This window comes from Chitinophaga jiangningensis (assembly GCF_900142605.1).
Classification (GTDB): domain Bacteria; phylum Bacteroidota; class Bacteroidia; order Chitinophagales; family Chitinophagaceae; genus Chitinophaga; species Chitinophaga jiangningensis.
Genome location: NZ_FRBL01000008.1, coordinates 409,777 through 430,769, shown reverse-complemented (window position 1 = coordinate 430,769; position 20,993 = coordinate 409,777). Strand labels below are relative to the sequence as shown.

Below are 20,993 nucleotides of genomic sequence, written 5' to 3'. Positions count from 1 at the left end.
CAATCAGGTTCCTGCTAACTGCCGCCTTACAGCTAGCTTTACAGCACATAATCCACGTATATGAATCCGACAGTGCTACTGTTTTGCCAACTGGTTCCTACCAGTTTTAATGAACCTTTCGCCGGTGCTCCTGCTTAAGTCAGGCTGCCATCGAATACCGACGCTCTATTTATATTATTAAATTCTCACGTATGAAGTCAACTAAAATCATTCGCACGCGACTATTATTCCTTTGGGCCATCATGCTGATGCTTACCATGAGTGAAAAGTCCTTTGCGCAAGCTGGAAAGATAAGTGGAACGATCACCAGCCAGCAAACTTCCCTACCGGTGTCTGCCGCCTCCGTAGCGGTTAAAGGAGCCAAAACGGCTGTCATTGCCGACGAAACCGGTAAATTCACCATCAACGCCTCCACCGGCGATATACTGGTCATCTCTTCCGTAGGTTTTATCCCGAAAGAAGTAAAAGTAACCTCCAACAACCTGACCGTACAACTGCAGGATGCGGAAAGTCAACTCGAAAATGTAGTGGTGATAGGATATGGGGTCCAGAAGAAAAAACTCGTTACCGGCGCCAACGTACAGGTAAAAGGGGACGACCTCCAGAAACAAAATACCACCACCGCCCTGCAGGCATTACAGGGGCAGGCCCCCGGCGTTCAGATTACCAGCTACTCCGGGCAACCGGGCGCAGGGATGAACGTAGTGATCCGCGGTAAAGGTACGGTAGGTAATTTCGGTCCATTATATATAGTGGATGGGGTGCAAACCGGCGATATCTCCTACCTGAACCCTGCCGATATCGCTTCCATTGATATCCTGAAAGATGCCGCTTCTGCTGCCATCTACGGCTCCCAGGCGGCAAACGGGGTAATACTGGTGACTACCAGAACAGGTAAGGTAAACCAAAAGCCACAGGTAACACTGGACGCTTACTACGGTGTACAACAGCGGCCACGCGACGTAAAGCTGCTGGATGCGAAAGAATACGCCACTATCATCAACGAAGCGGCGGTGAACTCCGGGAAAGCACCTTACTTCAGCGACGATGTGGTGAACAACCTGCCGGTAAACACCAACTGGCTGGACCAGATGTTTAAAAGTAATGTACCCACCCAAAACTATGTGCTCGGCGTACAGGGTGGCGGTGGCAGCTCCGCCTACTCCTTGTCACTGGGTTATACCAGCCAGGGCGGCATCGTAGGCGGTTCGGATATGTCTTATTTCGATCGCTATAACTTCCGCATCAACTCTGAACATAACTTATACGACAACTATATTAAAATAGGCGAACACCTCACCTTCAACTACCAGAATAATCACGGCATCCTGGTAGACGGACTTTACAATAACACCCTACGCAGCAGTTTCACTACCAGTCCGTTCCTGCCGATGTACGATGCTGCCGGCAATTATTACAGCAGTGATAATAAAGGATGGTATCCCGGAAAGCCTGATCAGTCGTGGAATAACGGAGAGGCCAATCCGTATGCCGTAATGGATTACACTACCAGGAACCGCAACAGCAGCCAGGGATTATTTGGTGATGTATACTTACAGGTAGAACCCATTAAAGGATTGAAATTCCGTTCCAGCCTGGGCTTAAATTATAATTCTAATCAGAGCCACGGCTATACACCAGTTTACCACCTGTCCATCTACTCGTTTAACGACACGGCAAAAGTATCACAGTCAATGGGCAATGGTCGCACCATCCAGTTCGACAACACCCTCAGCTATGATTTCAACCTGCACAACGATCATCACTTCACCGTACTGGCAGGTAGCTCCTCCCTGAAAACAAAAACGGTGGACATGCGGGGTAATAACTTCGACCTGCGCGTGGCCGATATGCAACATGCGTATTTATCTGTTGCGCAGAACGTTACGCGCGGCGCTCCTTACATGAGCGTAAGCGGTGGCCCTACGGAGAGCGCCTTGTTGTCCTTCTTCGGCAGGTTGTCATACGACTTCCAGGAAAAATACATCGTGAACCTTACGTTCAGAGCGGATGGCTCTTCCAAGTTTGCGCCGGATAAGCGCTGGGGTTACTTCCCGTCCGTATCCGCCGGCTGGGTGATCACCCGGGAGAATTTTATGCAAAACGTGCAATGGCTCAACTTCCTGAAATTACGGGGCAGCTGGGGACAGGTGGGTAACCAGAACGTGGCCGCCTACCAGTTTTTATCGCCTATCAGCTTCAGCAACGCCGGTTATATTTTCGGACCTGTTGAAGGTGCCAACACACAGGGAGCCTATCCTAACCGTATCGCGAACCCCAACGTTAAATGGGAAACTTCCGAGCAAACCAACATCGGCTTCGATGCAACGCTGTTTCAACACCTGAACGTAGTGTTTGATTACTACGCAAAACAAACGAAAGACTGGTTGATCACCGTTCCTATCCTGGCAACAGGCGGTGCGGATGCCCCGCTGATCAACGGCGGCGATGTAAAAAATACAGGTTTCGAACTGGCGCTTAACTACAGTAACAGAATCGGCAGGGACTTCACCTATTCATTCGGGGTAAATGGTGCTATCAATAAAAACAGGATCGGGAATATTCCTACCAACGACCATGTACTGCACGGTAATACCAATGTGCTTTACAACAATGCCGGTGAGTTTTACCGTGCTGCAAACGGTGAACCGGTAGGCTACTTCTGGGGCTACCAGACTGCCGGCGTTTTCCAGACCCAGGATGAGGTGCTGGCCTATAAAGGAAAAACAGGCAACCCTATTCAGCCGGATGCGAAAGCTGGTGATGTAAAGTATGTGGACTTAAATGGTGACGGCGTAATTGATAACAACGATAAAACAAACATCGGAAATCCTAATCCGGACTTCACCTACGGGTTCAACATTGCCCTGGGTTATAAAGGCTTCGATTTCCAGGTGCAGGCATCCGGTGTTTCCGGTAATCAGCTGGTGCAGTCGTGGAGAAGCCCTGGTGGCTTTGGCAACTACAGCGCTGAAATCCTGGAACGCTGGCATGGTCCCGGTACTTCCAACCGTATCCCCCGGGTAACAGAAGACGGCGCCAACTGGGCACAGTTCTCCGACCTGTATATCTACAACGGCAGTTTCCTGCGCATCAACAACATCACATTGGGATATGACTTCTCCGGCCTGTTGAAAAAAAGCTATCTCAGTAAAGTGAGAATATATGCATCCGTTCAGAATCCTTTTATCATTACCAAATACAACGGGATGGATCCTGAAGTGGGCTACAATGAAGGTTTTTCTTCCGGAGTGGACTTAGGGTATTACCCAAGGCCAAGAACTTTTATGGCAGGTGCAAACATCCGTTTCTAACTTAAAATGAATAGGCGATGAAAAACGTAAAATATTATATACTGGTGGCAACCTTACTATCCATGATGGCTTGTAAAAAAAGTTTTTTGGATACGGAAGATGTAACCTCCGCAACAGAACAGAATTTCTATAGAACCCAGGGAGATGCCTGGAAAGCGCTGGTAGGTGTATATGACGGGTTACAACGCGTTTGGTCCGGTGGGGTAGCCTTTCCCGTTGCTTCCACTATTATGTCGGACGAAGCGTTTGGGGCTACAGGCAATGCCGACGGCTTTGGCTACCAGATGATGGACGAATTTGATAAACTGCGTTCTCCTTCCGATCAGGATTTGTTTGGCGACTCGTGGAGCCTGTATTATAAAGCCATTTACCGCGCTAACATGCTCCTGACTCACCTGGACGGGGTGGACTGGAAAGGCAATACCACCCTGCGTAATACCTACGAAGCAGAAACCAGGTTTATCCGTGCCTTTTGCTACTTTGATATGGTAAGGTTATGGGGCAACATTCCATTGATTACCAAACCCACTACCGACAATGTGCCGCAGGCTAATCCCGACAGTGTATACCACCTGATTGCGGCGGACCTGAAATTTGCAGCGGCTAACCTGGCCACCACCAGCTATGGCAGCCAGGACCCTTCTACCCGTGGCCGCGTAACCAAATGGGCAGCGGAAGCACTGATAGCACGTGTGTTCCTGTATTATACGGGCTATTATGGAAAGCCTGACCTGGTAGGGGAAGTGTCCAAAGCGCAGGCGCTCGCTTACGCGGAAGATGTGGTGAACAACGGAGGATTTGGCCTGGTGGATAAATTCGCTAACCTGTGGCCTCCGGCATCTCTCAATAATTATGTGGGAGAAGATAACAAAGAAACGGTGTTCGCTATCAAGTACACCTATACGAGTGACTGGAATGGTAACGTAGACGGTAACACGTGGATGGTGATGAATGGCATCCGTATTCAAAGCATTTATCCATACGGCATGGGCTGGGGAGGTGCTACCATTAATCCTAAGACCTGGAATGCCTTTGCTGCCAATGATAGCCGCAGAAGTGCTTCTATCATTTCTTTCGCTGATGAGAAACTGGATTTTCAGAATATTAAAGACCAGCGGGAATATACCGGCTACACCATTAAAAAGTATACGCCGCTGGCAGATGAAGCGGGAAGGAGTCTTCCTGAAAAAATGGGAGGTGCCAGCTTTATGATCAGCCAGTTCCAGGATTTTGTATCCATCAGGTATGCAGATGTATTGCTGATGGCTGCGGAACTGGGCGCGCCTGCTGCACAGGATTATTTTGACCAGGTGCGTAAAAGAGCCTACGGCGCAGCCTTTGTGCAAACACCGGTTAGCCAGGCAAATATTATGAATGAAAGAAGACTGGAGTTTGTGGCAGAAGGTATTCGTTACTGGGACTTACTACGCCAGGGCATCAACGTAGCAGCTGCGGCTATTGCGGAATCGGTGACGGTGCAAAATGGTGGTGTGAATACCACCAAAACTATTCAGGCCGCGAAGATACAGGAAACAAAAGGCCTGGTACAGGTGCCTAACGCTCAGATCACGTTGTCCAATAATGTGCTGAAACAAAATGCCGGTTGGTAAAATATGTAACGGGGTATTGGTGTCGCATTGCCGGCACCAATACCCTGATTTAAATACTCCCTCTAAATACATTACATATGAAATTCCACGTAAAAATCCCCATGGCGGGCCTGTTACTATTTGCCGTAACCCTCGTTTGTTGCGGTAAGAGCAGTACAGATGCGCCCACTTTATCCGTTTCTTCTTCCGACCTCACTTTTTCTGAAGATGGCGGTACTGCTGATGTAAACATATCCAGCAACATCACCTGGACGCTTTCTAACCCTGCTGCCGGTTGGTTGCAGACCAGTAAGTCCACCGGCAGCGGCAGTGAATCCTCCGTACGACTAACGGCCACGCCTAATGCAACCGGTAACAGCAGGTCCGCCATTCTCGTAGTAGATGCCGGCAGCAGCCAGTCGAGAAGAATTACCGTAACCCAGGGCAGCAGCCGTTATCCCAGCTACAACACTTCCCCGCAGCCGGCAAACGCCACCGGTATGGAAAGCAATGCGGTACAGCTGGCGGCGAAATTCAAAATGGGTTGGAACATAGGCAATACATTAGAAGCAATAGGTGGTGAAACCGCCTGGGGAAATCCGCTGATCAGCGAAAGTTATATCAAAGCTGTGAAGCTGCAAGGGTTTAATGCCATACGCCTTCCCTGCTCCTGGGATCAGTATGCGGATAAAAACATCGCCAAGATCCAGGACGCGTGGCTCACACGCGTAAAGCAGGTAGTACAGTACTGCGTGCAAAATGATATCTATGTGCTACTTAACATTCACTGGGACGGTGGCTGGCTGGATGAAAATATTTCCAAAGTAAGACAGGATGCCACCAACGCCAAACAAAAAGCTTTCTGGGAGCAAATCGCTACTACCATGCGCGACTTTGATGAACACCTCATGTTCGCCAGTGCCAATGAACCGCCGGTAGAAACTGCGGAACAGATGGCTATTCTGCAGAGTTACCACCAGACTTTTATTAACGCGGTAAGGTCCACCGGTGGGCGTAACAGCTACCGCGTACTGGTAGTACAGGGGCCATCTACTGACATCGACAAAACAAACCAGCTGATGAACACTTTGCCTACCGATGCGGTGAAAGACCGCCTGATGGTAGAGGTACACTATTATACACCTTCGCAGTTTTGTATATTGATGGATGGAGATGCTTCCTGGGGTAAAATGTTTTACTACTGGGGTGCGGGGCATCACTCCACCATTGAGCCGGAGCGTAATGCAACCTGGGGGGAGGAAAGTGATGTGATTGCTGCGTTTGCGAAAATGAAAGTCAAATTTACTGATAAACAAATTCCTGTGATACTAGGTGAATATGGGGCTTACAGACGTGGTAACAGTAAGTATGTGCCTAAAGACCTGGCAACGCATAATGATGCAGTAGATTACTGGTTAACCTATGTTACCCAAAAAGCAGTAGCCAATGGGGTAAAACCTTTTTACTGGGACACTGGTGGCGCGCTGGACAGGCGTAATAACACGGTGCTGGATCAACGGACCATCAGTGCATTGTTAGCAGGAAGTAATTAAGTTTAATATGAGAAACATAATGATGGGTATAGCCTGCCTGATGATCGGCCAGGCTGCTGTGGCACAGACCACCAATATTCCTGATCCTCCGGCAGGGTTTAACATTCAACGGGAAGATATACCACATGGCAAACTCGTGGCGGTGCAGTATGATTCAAAAACACTGGGCAAGCGCAGGGAAATGAACGTGTATACGCCACCGGGGTATTCCCCGAAACAAAAGTATCCGGTCATCTACCTGTTGCACGGGTTAGGACAGGATTACGGGCAATGGACGGAATGGTGCCAGGCGGATGTGATCATGGATAACGGCATCGCTGCAGGTACGATCAAGCCTGCCATTATGGTGTTTCCGAATTGCGATACCTGGCTTACGGTGGGAGATACGGCGAAGGGCAAGCGTTCCGGTAAAGCAGATGGTTATGCCGGTTACGGAAAGTCATTTGAAGACGATCTGCTGCAGGATATCATTCCCTACATAGATGCGCACTATGGCACTGATAAAAAGCACCGCGCACTGGCGGGCTTGTCCATGGGAGGCGGGCAGTCGTATAACATCGGTTTGTATCACCCGGATACATTTGCTTACGTGGGTGGTTTTTCCGCTGCTCCTAATACCAACCAGTTTGGCGGAATGTATGATATCCCGTTCATCCCGGATATGACCAAAGCACGGAAGCGCTTAAAGTTACTCTGGGTAGGTTGTGGTAATCAGGATGGCTTATTTAGTATCAGTGAAAAGGTGCATGCCTACCTGGACTCCATCCGGCTACCGCATATTTATGTAGTGGATACCAACGGGCATGACAACAAGGAGTGGGATCGCAATCTGTACCAGTTTACGTGGTATATGTCAGGAAGATGACCGGCGTTTAATTTCAACTTTTCTCCATTTTAGGGTATATTGTAAGGAATAATTTAACCATTTTCACAGCGGGTTAAGTTATTCCTTTTTTTACGTGTAGCGTCTCCTTTGTCACCATGAAATCGTTTTGTAAGAAATTTTTCCACGTGATCATATGCCTGCAGCTGCTTACCAGCATTGCATCTTATGCCGGTTACCCCGTGAGGGCCTACCTGGGAATTGACCAGGGCCTGTCCAACAATTTTGTGCGCTGTATTTACCAGGACCGGAACGGGTTCATGTGGTTTGGAACCTATGATGGACTCAATCGGTTTGATGGTTATGAATTCAAAATCTTCAGAAATAATTTTAAAAATACCCGCTCTCTCATTAATAACTGGATTAATTCGATCAGTGAAGATCAACAGGGTAATTTATGGATAGGGACCCGTCAGGGCGCCAGTATTTACCACCAGTTGACCGATGACTTCTCCGTCCTGTATTATAAAACGGGAGAAGGAAAGCAGGCGCAGTTACAGTCGGTAGTAAAAGCCATTAAAGCGGATGGCAAGGGCAATATGTTTGTTGCCACAGCAGATAATGGGCTGCTTTTTTTTGAACATGGCAAAACCACTGGTGCCACTGTAGTATTACAGGACAATGCGCATGTCGTGTATGATGTAACAACGGTGGAAGTGGCAAATGACGGGCAGGTGTGGTTTTTTGTAGCGGATAAAGGGTTGTATCGTTATGACTATGTTACCCATAAAGGCAGCCGGGTAACGGAAGTGCTGCGATCCGCCAATTGTATTAAAGCACTCCGCCAGTTTTTATGGATTGGAACAAACGACGGACTACAGCGATACAACATCACGGCTAATACTTTCGATAAGGTATATCGTGTAGAAAATGGGAAGCTGAAATACAATGCCGTTGCGGGTATCACGGTGAATAAGCCCAATGAACTCTGGATTGCCACCAATGGGGGCGGAGTGGCGGTTTTAAATACGGATACAGATCAAGTCGATTTTTTATCCGTTTCAAATGAGCCGAATACTTTATCGAGCAATGCGGTGTATGCTATCTGGATTGATAAACAGGAAAGGAAATGGATTGGCTGCCTGAGAGGAGGTGTAAATATTATAGACCCGAATAAAGAGCGTTTTCACAACGTTTTCTCCGCGGGTGATCAATCGCTTGCGAGCAATTATATTTTATCGTTCTACGAAGCACCCAACCGGGATGTATGGATCGGCACGGACGGGGACGGGCTAAGTATCTGGAACAGGAAAACAAATACGTTTACCAACTACCGGCATGAACCTGGGAACCCTTATTCCCTGAGCGATAATTTTGTTACCGATATTCGTGCGGATGATCCGCAGCACACCTGGATAATCACTTACCGCGGGGGCGTAAACCGCTTTAGTAAGGGGAAGTTCGAAAGGTACGATTGTGTGGACCCCCTGCATCCACAGGTGGTACTACATCCTATTGGGCCCGGCATGCTGGAAGATCAGGAGAAAACTTGCTGGCTTACCACGCAGCAATATGGTCTCTTTAAATTAAACCGCCAGAAAAAGGTTTTTGAATTATTTGACAGCCAGTTAAAGGATTTATATGCTTTGAGAGAAGATAGAGACCAGGTGCTTTGGGGCGGCGGTATCAACTACGTATTTCGCATTGACAGGCGGCAGAAGGCACATGCCGCCTTTTTCATCGGTAAACCTGTAAATGTGATGAAAGAGGACCGCGCAGGAAATTTCTGGCTCGGTACTGAAGGAGGGGGATTGATTTTGTTTGACAGGAAGCAGGGAAAGATTATCGCCCGCTATACAACGGATGAAGGCCTGTGTAGCAACTCCGTACTCACCATCCTGGAAGACGCAGCCGGTAACCTGTGGATGAGCACCTTTAACGGTATTGCTAAATTTAATCCCACCACTAAAACATTCAGGAGTTACTACCAGGGCGATGGGCTACAGAGCAACCAGTTTAATTATCATGCTGCCATTCAACTGGCGTCCGGGGAGTTTGCCTTTGGGGGTATAAAGGGTTTTTCTTTGTTCCATCCCGAAAATATGGCTGGGATCAACAGTAACCCCAAAGTTTTTCTGACGAACATAAAAGTCTCCAATATGCCATTGGAGGCGGATACCGCACTTGAGTTGCGTTCAGGCCACAATCAAATTGAACAGATCACCATTCCATACTATAAAGCTATCTTGTCGTTCGGGTTTGCTGCACTGGAATATTCCGCACCGGATAAAATTCAGTACGCCTACTTCCTGGAAGGTTCGGATAAAGGCTGGATTTATAGTGGCGATTCCAGGAAAGCGGTTTACAGCCATCTTTCCGAAGGAACCTATACATTCCGGGTAAAGAACACCAACGCTGAAGGGCAGTGGATGCCTGAAGAAGCACAGGTAAAAATTATTGTACTGCCTCCATGGTACAGGAGCTGGTGGGCCTGGTTAATATATACTTTATTGGCAATTGTAACCCTGTATTATTATTTACAATACCGTTCCAGGCGCGTCCGGCTGCAGTTTGAAGTGAAAATTGCAAAGCTGAATGCAGAAAACGAGCGGCTGGAAAAGGAGCGAAGCCTGGCCGAACTGGCGAAGGAAAAAACTGAATTGGAGCGGGAGCGCGCGGAAAGGGAAAGAGAACAGGCAGAAAGTGAAAAGGAACGCATCTTAAACAAACGGGAAAGAGAAATCACCGAAAAGAAGATTTCATTTTTTACGAGCATTTCCCATGAATTCCGAACGCCACTGACATTAATTATTAATCCGGTGAAGGAGTTGCTGGATAAAGATTTCGAGGAGCAGTACGCGAAAGGGGAGCTGCATATAGTGTACCGCAATGCCAGGCGTATGCTTAGTCTGGTGGATCAGTTGCTGCTGTTCAGAAAAACGGAAAGCGGCCTGGATCATATCAGGCCATCGCGGTTAAACCTGCACGACCTGGCCTGTGAAGTGTATCTGTGCTTCGTGCGGCAGGCGCATGCACAGCGGGTTACCTACGAATTTGACTGCCCGGACAAACAGCTGGAGCTGTATGCCGACCCGGAGAAGCTGGAGATTATATTATATAACCTGCTTTCCAATGCACTGAAATATACCCCGGCTGGTGGCACCATCCGGCTGCTGGTGGAAGACGCTGCAACGGATGTAGTGATTAGAGTAGAAGATACCGGCGTTGGTATTCCAGCAGACACTGGTGATAAAGTTTTTGAAAAATTTTATAAAGTAGAAAAATCGGGAAGCACTTCCCGCCCCGGATTTGGCATTGGCCTTTTCCTGGTGAAGCATTTTGCGGTACAGCACCGGGGAACCATCTTTTATAACAGTGAAGAAGGCCGGGGTACCACTTTTACGCTGACGTTTCACAAAGGGAAAGCTCATTTTCCGGAAGATGTGGTGATCTCAGAAACGATACCCACCCCGCAGTTGCCGGAAGTATTAAAGGAAGATGTGAACCCCGCCGTGCAAACTGCCACGTCAGCACCTTTGCCGGAGCTGGTTTCCGGGAAGCAATCGATTCTGATCATTGATGATGATGAGGGTATCCGGGAATACCTGGCCCGGCTATTTAAAGATACTTACCTCACTTACCTGGCCGGCGACGGTGAAACAGGTCTGGCGATGGCGAAGAAATATCTGCCGGACCTGGTGATCTCCGACATCCATATGAAGCAGATGAGCGGTATTGAGCTGTGCAAAGCCATAAAGGAAAACGAACAGTTAAACCATATCCCGGTGATCCTGCTTACGGGAGCCACCTCCGATGAACTCAAACTGCAGGGAGTGGAAGGAGGAGCCGATGATTATATCGTTAAACCGTTTGACAGTAAGCTGGTGATTGCATTGGTGGCTACGCTCCTGAGGAACCGCAGCGCCCTGCAGAAGTATTTTTACAATGAGATTACGCTCACCCAAAGCAACTTCAAAGTTTCCGCGGAGTATAAGGAGTTGTTGGAAAAGTGCATTTTAATTGTCGAGAAACATTTAAAAGATAAGCACTTTAGTATTCAAACACTGCTGCAGGAGTTGGGAATGAGTCATTCCAACCTGCTCCGCAAGGTAAAACTGGTTTCGGGGCAGCCGGTAAATATATTCATTCGCTCGATACGGCTTCGGAAAGCTGCGGAGCTCTTTATTAATACGGATTACAGCATCAAGGAAACGGCCTATGCAGTGGGTATAGGAGATATTAAGTATTTCCGCGAACAGTTTAATAAGCTCTTTGGGATGAATCCATCGGCATATATAAAGAAGTACCGCAAAGTACATGGAAAACAATTTACGGTAGATAAAGAAGCCATCGATCCGGGAGAGTAATTGTCAAACTGACGCTTTATTTTCATGCGTATGCCAGTTTTGCAGCGTATATCCGGCACCGTTTTATGTAGTTAATCGATTTTCATAAAATAGCAACCTGGCTACCGGCCTTTCCTCAACTGGAAAGGCTTTTTTATATGTTGCATTGATTCTCAGTACTGTTTAATACCATGTGTTGGCGTTTCCACCCCCCTTTTTGGGAGTGTACCCCCCTCCTGATTTCCCGGAAAGTTCAGATTGAAACCGGTAGCTTTACGTAATGCAATTTGTTCTGATCCTGATCTATTGCGGGTTTGGGATGATTGGTTTTTTGTCCATGTGTTTTGTAAGATGCTCCGGTGCTTTGGTGAAGTCCGTCACTTAATCGATTAACAAGAATAGGATCAGGGAGGTCCTGATTGCTGGCCATAATGAAAAAGAAGGTATCCATACACGACATCGCTAAAGCACTTCATCTTTCTGCTGCCACCATTTCTTTTGTATTAAATGGCAAGGCAGACGAGAAAAAAATCAGCGGGGACGTCCGTAAGAAAGTGTTGGATTATATTAAGAAGGTAGGGTATCAGCCAAATATGATCGCTAAGAGCTTGCGGACAGGAAAGTCCAATATTATAGGCATGCTGGTGGAAGATATTGCCGATCCGTTCTTTTCAGGCATTTCCCGGGGGATCGAATCCATCGCTTACCATCATCAGTATAAAATATTCTTTGCCAGTACGGAAAATGATGTGGAAAAGACCCGGACCTTAATCCGGGCTTTCCGGGAGCGGCAGGTGGATGGCTATATTATAGCACCGCCGCCAGGTGTGGAGGAAGAGATACAGGCACTCATGGATGATAATGTACCGGTAATCCTGTTTGACCGTTACCTGCCCGTTTTAAATACCAGCAGCGTAATTGTAGATAACTATGCCGGCGCTTACCAGGCCGTAAAGCACCTGAAGGAAAACGGCTACGCGCATATTGCCTTTATTACCCTGCAATCAGAACAAACGCAGATGATGGCACGCCTGCAGGGCTATCATAAAGCAATGGAAGATCGTGATTGTACGCCGCTGGTAGCCAGGATACCTTATGAATTAAGCCACCACGACAGTGCAGCGCAGCTGGTAGCCGCATTCATAAAAGCCAATGATCATATAGACGCTATCATTTTCGCCACCAATTATTTAGCGATAAATGGATTAAGGGCCATCAGCAGTTTAGGCTTAACGATACCGGAAAATATAGCTGTAGTAGGGTTTGATGATAACACACACTTTAATTTGTTTTCACCGTCCATTACAGCAGTAGCACAACCAATAGAAGAAATAGCACAGGAAGTAGTGTTGCAGCTACTGAGTGCTTTATCAGATGAAAAGGAAAACAAAAAGCGCAGAACCGTGACCTTACCGGTTAAATTAGTTATCAGGAATTCTTCCTTTCCCAAGGCAAAACTAGAACAGATACACACAGAAACATCAGTTATGAAAAACAGTTAATCGATTAAGTAATCCAGTACAATTCCACTAATGATGACCAGGGCGAAAATGCGGTTTTTGCCCTGAGAGTAATCTTTTGTCTTTATAAACTTCCACTATGAAACAAAAATTTACCGCAGGTCCGCTGCTATCGCCGGGTAGCGGCAGGCAGGTATACTTCAGGGTACACCTGGGTATGCTGACTGCTATTCTATTTATCTATTCCTCCGCAAAGGCACAGGTGGCCGATACCGTTCACATTGTAAAAGAGCCGGTAAAAAATACGGGTGTGGTGCCGGTGCTCTATGGTGAACAGGACAAAAGCAGGATGCTGCAGTCCGTAGCAACGGTATATACCAACCAGCTGATCACCACACCAAGTCCGCAGTTTTTACAGGCTTTGCCCGGTCGCATTCCGGGCTTGAATATCACCTTCGGCAGCGGCGGCCCTGGTTTGGATGGCAATGGAATGGGCTTTAATATCCGCGGTGCCAGGGCGCAAACCATCCTGATTGATGGCGTGGAGCGGGGGTATCAGTCGATCGACCCGGAGCAGATTGAATCCATATCTGTCCTGAAAGATGCACTTTCTACCGTAATGTTTGGGCAGAGATCCTCCTACGGTATCATCTCCATAAAAACAAAAAAAGGAGATGTAGGCAAACCGCGCATTTCCTTTACCGCGCAGTCAGGATTCGAAACCCCGCTTACACTTCCAAAGCCGCTGCCTGCATGGCAATACGCTACGCTGTTTAATGAGGCAAAGCAAAATGATGCGGGATTATCACCCGTAACGCCGCAATACTCCCCCGCACAGATTGAAGCCTATAAAAATCAGTCAGATCCCTATACCTATCCTGATGTGGACTGGTACAATACGGTACTGAATAACAGCGCTGGCATCTCCCGTTATAACCTGAATATACAGGGGAGTGGCAAAGGTTTCAGGTATTTTGTAGACCTGGATAATGCGCGGGAAAACGGGATTTTTAAAACCAGCAGTGAAAATAAATACAACACTAACTCCCAGCTTAACCGCTATGCGCTGCGTTCAAACGTGGGTGTGGATGTAACGCCTGTAACGTTTGTACAACTGAACCTCTTCGGTCGCTTTCAGCGTTATAACCAGCCCGGAGGCGGCGGTGCAGGAGGTATCCTCGGCGCTTTATTAAGTACCCCGCAGCTGGCCTATCCTGTATTTAATCCGGATGGCACACTGGGTGGAAGCGATAAATACCAGGGCAACGCGAATATATGGGGGCAAACCGTTTCACGCGGGTACCAGTTTCAGGATGTACGGGATATTGCAGTGGACCTGGAAGTAACGCAAAAACTGGATATAATCACAAAAGGCTTAGTGCTAAAGGCTAAAGCATCCAACAATAACACGGTTTACTATACTACTAAAAGGGAGAAAAATTTCGAAGTATACCAGTATCTGAATGATACATATACCAAGTATGGCGCTACTACCGAGCAAACCACAGCAGGTGGGGCAAACGACAGGTTTCGCATCGTGTACCTGGAAGGATCACTGGGTTATGACCGTACTATTAATAAACATGCGATTTCCGTGTTGGCAGTAGCCAACCAGCAGAGCAGGCTGCTATTCAGCTCTACCCAGTTGCCGGAAAATTACACCGCCTATTCGGGCAGACTGAACTATAGCTTCGATGGAAAATATCTGGCAGAAGGCGCGGTGAGTTATGCAGGTTACAACTGGCTGGCACCGGCGCAGCGCCATGCTACCTACTGGGCCGCAGGCCTTGGCTGGAACCTTCACCAGGAAGCATTTGTAAGCCAGCACCTGCCATGGATCAGTAACCTGCGGCTGCGAGCCAATTATGGATTAACCGGCCAGGTAAATGCAGGATATTATACCTACATTCAAACCTATTTCAATAATGGTGGCTACTGGTTTGGCTCCGGCTCCTCACTGGAAAGAGGAACCGGTGAAAATGCGATTGCCAACAGCGGCCTGAGTCCGGAAAAAGCCAAAAAGCTCAATGCCGGCATCGACCTGGGACTGTGGCAAAATAAACTCACCCTTACGGCTGATTACTTCTTTAACAGGTTCTATGACCTTGTTGCCGCGCCCACCCTTACCACGGCGGTTTTTGGCGCAGGGTATCCATTACAAAACTATCAGCGCTTCAATTACCGGGGTGCGGATATTTCAGTTAACTGGCAACAGCAGGTAAAGGCACTCCATTATTTTGTTACCGCCAATTTTTCGCTGGTGCAATCTAAAGTGGTGTACAATGCAGAGCTGCCGAAAAATTACGATTACCAGATCACTACTGGCAAGCCGGTAGGTTTACAATATGGTTATACCGCCATCGGCCTGTTTAAATCCTACGAAGAAATCAATGACCCTGCCACCGCTGTAATGCCCGCTGCTCCTAAGTCGTCGCTGCGGCCAGGCGATATACGTTACCTCGATCGCAACGGCGACGGACAGATCACCATTGATGACCAGGGGCCTATCGGCAACGCAAAACCTACGATCTATTACGGACTTAATGCCGGCTTTAATTTTAAAGGCATTGATTTTTCCGTATTGTTCCAGGGAACGTGTAACCGTCAGAGTTATATGAGCGGCGATTTTATGAATGGCTTTGGCAACGGTGGTCAAAACAATGCTTACGCCTATAACCTGGGGCGCTTTACCCCTGAAACCGCAGCTACAGCCACGCAGCCACGCCTGTGGTTAGGTAGCAATACCAACAATACACAGTTCTCTTCTTTCTGGTTAAAGAACACCGATTTTGTGCGGCTCAAAAACCTGGAGATCGGTTACACCTTGCCTGAACAGCTCACCCGTAAAATCGGCTCTCCATCGGTACGGCTGTTTGCCAACGGATTAAACCTGCTTACCTGGTCAGAGATTTTTGACGTCAGGGAAGATGTAGATCCGGAGGCCTGGGGCGCGGCCTATCCCATAATGAAGATTTTCAATTTTGGTATCAACATTAAATTTTAACGGCATGATTGGTGGTATGAAAAAGAATTACGCATGGTGCTGTCTTATTTTGATCACATGCTTCGTTGCGGTATCCTCCTGCAAAAAAGCGTTTGAAGACAAGCCGCTTGAACTCCTTACCATAGATTATATTTTTGATGAGAATGACCCCACCGGCGACCAGGCCTTTAAGTGGGTGACTAACATATACTCGAAAATCCCTACCGGCTATAACCGTATGCTGGGCGGCTCCAGCTGGGCTTTTAACAGCAATCCCAGATCGAATATCTCCCTGGTGCCACTGGAATGCTTTTCCGATGATGCGGTACCAAGTGGCGATGGAAACGACGGCTGGAATATTATCCGGGGAGGATATAGCCCCATCGCTACATTTGACGATACCTGGGGCAATTGTTACAGCGCCATCCGAGCAGCAAACATCTTCCTGCAAAACTATCAGCGGGTACCATGGGCAGATTCATCCCGCAAGGTATGGCTGCCGAATGAAGCCAGGGCGCTCAGGGCATTTTTTTATTATGAACTGATCAGGCGCTATGGTGGGGTGCCATTGCTGGGCGACAAAATCTACGATTCCAACGACCGTGAACTCCTGAATTTAAAGCGCAACAGCTTTGAAGAATGCGTGAACTACATTGTTTCGGAACTGGATAGGGTGAAAGATAGTCTGCGCCCGGATGCCTCCCTCGCCGGCAGGGCCACAGATGCCGATTACGGCAAAATGCGCAAAAGCATTGTGCTGGCAATCAAAGCCAAAGTTTTACTCCTTGCCGCCAGTCCATTGTTTAACCCCTCTTCCACACCGCAAAAAACTTTTACCGGCTACGCTGCTTACAGCGCCGAAAGATGGGGCGCAGCGGCCGATGCAGCAAAAGCACTCATAGACCTGGGCTTGTACGACCTGGAAGCGAATCGCTACACCCTGGTGCTGGCAAGAGCTAACAAGGAACATATCTTTTTCAGAATGAGTGATCCCCGTACGGATAACGTATATGCTTATTATATGTCGCCGCCAGGATTCAAGCCTGGCAACCGCAACAGCGAAGGACGCGTGAGCCCCACTCAGGAATTTGTAGATGCTTTTCCCATGAAAAACGGCAAGCCCATCACTGACCCTACATCCGGTTATAACCCTGCTAATCCTTATGCAGGCCGCGATCCACGTTTAGAGCAAACCGTGTTTTACAATGGTGCCAAATGGTTGCAACGGCCTGTGGAAACATTTGAAGGCGGGAAGGACAAACCGAACGATGCCACCCTCGCTGCCGTGCAAACAAAAACCGGGTATTATGCCAAAAAGTTTTGTGCCAACGACAGCAGCAGTGCAAATTTCACCGTTACGTTTATTCGGGATGGCGGGTTCATACCACCCTGGTGCCTGATCCGTTATGCGGACATCCTCCTGATGTATGCCGAAGCGAAGAATGAATTTTCAGGGCCTGAAGCCACCGTGTATGCTGCCGTGGAAAAAATCCGCCAGCGGGCCGGCCTTTCTCCATATACGTTACCACCAGGATTGACCAGGGAACAAATGCGTGAGATAGTGCGCAATGAACGCCGTATTGAACTGGCATTTGAAGAACAGCGGTTTTGGGATATACGCCGCTGGAAGATCGCCAAAAGCGTATATGGTACGGCGTTACATGGTGTTACGGTTACAAAGAATGCCAATAACACATTTAGCTATGCTCCTAAGGAAGTTACCACTCCCTACTTTACGGATGCCATGTATTTATTCCCTATCGCCATCAAGGAAACACAGGTAAATCCAGGACTTGAACAGAACCCGGGTTATTGATTGCTTTCATGAAATAAAAAAATAAAAATGAAGATAAAGCTATTCATACTGACCTGTTGTATGCTGCTGTCAGCAGTTGCATGGTCGCAAAATATCATTGTAAGAGGGCATATCGTCAATGATAAAGATGAAGTGGTAACAGGTGCTACGGTGGCAGAACAAGGCAACGAAAAGAACGGTGCTATCTCTGACGAGCAGGGCAATTATGCCATTTCCTTAAAGCCTGGTTCAGCAAAAGTGCTGGTGATTACCTGTGTAGGCTACCTGCCGCAGGTGGTGACGGCGGTGCCGGGGAAACTGACGCCGGTGCGACTGATCAGGGACGTGAGAGGGCTGGAAGATGTGGTAGTAGTAGGGTACGGCCGTCAGAAAAGAATTACCAGTACGGGCGCAGTGAGTTCCATTAAGGCCGAGGAGATTAAGTCTATCCCAACCGCCAGTATTCAGAACACACTGGTAGGGCGGTTACCGGGCTTTTTTAGCCAGCAGCGAAGCGGGCAGCCAGGTGCAGATGCAGCGGATTTCTTTATCCGCGGTATTAACTCCCTCACCGGCGATAATAAGCCTTTGATCATTGTAGATGATATCGAGTACGACTATACGCAGTTGTCGCAGCTAAACGTAAATGAAGTGGAATCAGTTACCATCCTTAAAGATGCTGCCACCACTTCTATCTATGGCTTAAAGGGAGCCAACGGCGTACTGGTGGTAACAACTACCAGGGGGCGTATCGGAAAGCCGCGTATCAACGTGACGGCCGAAGCAGGTATTAATAAAATCATCCGCATGCCTACTTTCCTGGATTCCTATACAACGGCCCTGCTCCGCAACGAAGCTACCATCAATGATGCCTATGGTCAGTCGCAGGCGCCGGTGCTGCCTTTTACGCCGGATGACCTGCAGAAATTTAAAGATGGTTCCGATCCATATGGCCATCCAAATGTGAACTGGTCGGAAGTATTGTTTAGGAAGGTATCTACGCAGTCGCGCTACAATGTGGATATTTCCGGTGGTAATTCCCTGGTAAGATACTTTACCTCGCTGGGCTATTACTCTCAGAATGGGGCATTGAAAGATTTTCAGCCGGTGGGCGACTATGTAAACACCAATTATTTCTACAGGCGATATAACTATCGTTCCAACCTGGATATTACGCCCACTAAAACTCTAAAAATCCGCTTTGATGTAAATGGTCGGTTTGAAACGGTGAACAATCCCAGTGGCGGAGTTGAAAATGCAGGGCTGTTTTATGAGCTGGGAGCGTTCCGGTATATGGCGCCCTATGCCATGCCGGAAACAAACCCTAACGGTACGGCCAGTTATGCCACACACCTGGGCGCAGCAACCAACAACGGCGCCATCAATCCTGCATTCCGTTTGGGAAACGGTGGTTACATCCGCAGCTTTCGGAACAACTATAATATTGTGGTAGGGGCGGACCAGCAGCTGGACTTTATCACCCGCGGCTTATCCGTAAAAGTAAATGTTTCCTATGCCGGCAACAATAATGAAGGCCGTAACCTGAACAGGAGCGGCTTGCCGGCCTACAAGTACAATGTAGCTACCAATACCTATTCCATCAGGGATGCGGCGCAATACCGCATGTTACCTTATGCTGTAGCTTCCACCGGCAACGTATTTAATTCCACTACCATCCTGCAGGCATCCCTTAATTATGATCGAATACTGGGCAGTCACCACTTCACCGGACTGTTATTGCTGAATCAGCGTAATTACATCAACGGTGCTGCCATCCCGGTTAATTACCGCGGTACCACTGCCAGGCTCGACTATGATTTTAAGCGAAAATACCTCTTAGGCGTTACGGTTGCCAGAAACGGGAATGACCTGTTTCAGGAAGATAACCGCTACGGCATTTTTCCGGCTGTTTCGTGGGGGTATAACCTGTCGGAAGAAGCTTTCTTCAAAAACCTCTTCCCGTTTTTTGACCTGTTTAAAATCAGGGGCTCCTACGGACTGGTGGGATCAGATGCTAATTATCCCGGTACGGTAACATCGGTTATTCAATATGCTACCACCGGCTCTAACTATTACGGCAATACGACGGTGGAAGGGGCGTTGGTGAACCCGGATGTTACCTGGGAAAAGGAAAGGAAGACGGACCTGGGGCTGGAGCTGAATATGTTTAAGGGAAAGGTAGTTTTTAGCGGCAGCTATTTTTATAACTACCGGTATGATCAGTTGATTGACCAGGGTGGTGTGCCACTGCTCATAGGGCAGGGGCTTCCAAAAAAGAATATAGGTAAATCAGAGAATAAAGGTTTTGACGGCATGATTACCTACAAAAATGAAAGTGGTAAGATCAGGTATTCCATCGGCGCAAATGCGTCTTATGCCATCAACAGGATACTCTATATCAGTGAAGCGCCGGATTACCCCTACCAGGCTAAAACCGGTACCCAAATCGGCTTAAATCCGGGTTATCATAACATAGGATTTTATCAGCAAAGCGATTTCGATGAGAATGGTAAGGTGAAGAAGGGCATTCCTGCACCACTGTGGAGTGTAATACAACCAGGTGACCTGAAATATGCGGATATGAATGGGGATGGTATTATTACGGATGCAGATAAAACATTACTCTCCAAACCGAATTTACCTAACACCGTTTTAGGTGCTGAATTTACCATCGGATACAAGGGGCTCTCGCTCCGTGCCCTGCTGCAGGGCGCTTATGGGTATGCGGTACAGGTAACGGCAGAAGGAGCAGGTGATGCATTTAACGGCAACCTGCGCCCATGGAACCTGGAGCGCTGGACACCCGCCACAGCGGCCACTGCTACCTATCCTCGCCTTGGCCTGAATACCAACATCAATAATATCTCCTGGCAAACGATTTCGGATTTCTGGTTTGCCGATACCTGGTATGTACGGCTGAAGTCACTGGAACTTTCTTACCAGCTGCCACAAGCCTGGATCAAAGGATCAAAGGTGCTGCAAAATGCAAGGGTGTACGCTTCAGGTTATAATCTGGTAAATATACAGGAGATGGGAAAGTTTCAGCAGGACGCTGAAATCGCCAACGGTACAGGTGGCGCATATCCCAATACGGCCAATTTTATTTTCGGCGTACAACTCGGTTTTTAAT

9 protein-coding genes are annotated in these 20,993 nt (G+C 48.0%); all 9 read left to right on the top strand.

Translation table 11 applies throughout. The features are described from left to right. Positions 1-191: 191 nt before the first annotated feature. The 9 genes from BUB18_RS22185 to BUB18_RS22145 all read left to right on the top strand — a co-directional run bounded on the left by BUB18_RS22185 (position 192) and on the right by BUB18_RS22145 (position 20,992). Positions 192-3,314: a SusC/RagA family TonB-linked outer membrane protein gene (locus BUB18_RS22185; RefSeq protein ID WP_073085237.1), complete on the top strand. Its 3,123-nt coding sequence runs from the start codon at positions 192-194 to the stop codon at positions 3,312-3,314. Between the two features lie 17 nt (positions 3,315-3,331). Continuing rightward, positions 3,332-4,924 (top strand): RagB/SusD family nutrient uptake outer membrane protein, encoded by a 1,593-nt coding sequence (locus tag BUB18_RS22180; protein WP_073085236.1) that lies wholly within the window; start codon positions 3,332-3,334, stop codon positions 4,922-4,924. Positions 4,925-5,001: 77 nt separating this feature from the next. Beyond that, positions 5,002-6,456, top strand: a complete 1,455-nt coding sequence (locus BUB18_RS22175; RefSeq protein ID WP_073085235.1) for a cellulase family glycosylhydrolase — start codon at positions 5,002-5,004, stop codon at positions 6,454-6,456. A gap of 7 nt (positions 6,457-6,463) precedes the next feature. Then, complete coding sequence (locus BUB18_RS22170; protein WP_083550549.1) at positions 6,464-7,321, top strand: alpha/beta hydrolase; 858 nt, start codon at positions 6,464-6,466, stop codon at positions 7,319-7,321. Between the two features lie 116 nt (positions 7,322-7,437). After that, positions 7,438-11,646, top strand: a complete 4,209-nt coding sequence (locus BUB18_RS22165; protein ID WP_083550545.1) for a hybrid sensor histidine kinase/response regulator — start codon at positions 7,438-7,440, stop codon at positions 11,644-11,646. A gap of 410 nt (positions 11,647-12,056) precedes the next feature. Further along, on the top strand, positions 12,057-13,127 hold the full coding sequence (locus BUB18_RS22160; RefSeq protein WP_073085232.1) for a LacI family DNA-binding transcriptional regulator: 1,071 nt from the start codon (positions 12,057-12,059) through the stop codon (positions 13,125-13,127). 97 nt (positions 13,128-13,224) lie between these two features. Further along, positions 13,225-16,089, top strand: a complete 2,865-nt coding sequence (locus tag BUB18_RS22155) for a SusC/RagA family TonB-linked outer membrane protein (protein ID WP_073085231.1) — start codon at positions 13,225-13,227, stop codon at positions 16,087-16,089. A 16-nt stretch (positions 16,090-16,105) separates the two neighbouring features. Continuing rightward, entirely contained in the window at positions 16,106-17,884 is a 1,779-nt protein-coding gene (locus BUB18_RS22150) for a RagB/SusD family nutrient uptake outer membrane protein (RefSeq protein WP_073085342.1), read from the top strand. Positions 17,885-17,911: 27 nt separating this feature from the next. Beyond that, positions 17,912-20,992 (top strand): SusC/RagA family TonB-linked outer membrane protein, encoded by a 3,081-nt coding sequence (locus BUB18_RS22145; protein ID WP_073085230.1) that lies wholly within the window; start codon positions 17,912-17,914, stop codon positions 20,990-20,992. The last annotated feature ends 1 nt before the right edge of the window (position 20,993 follow it).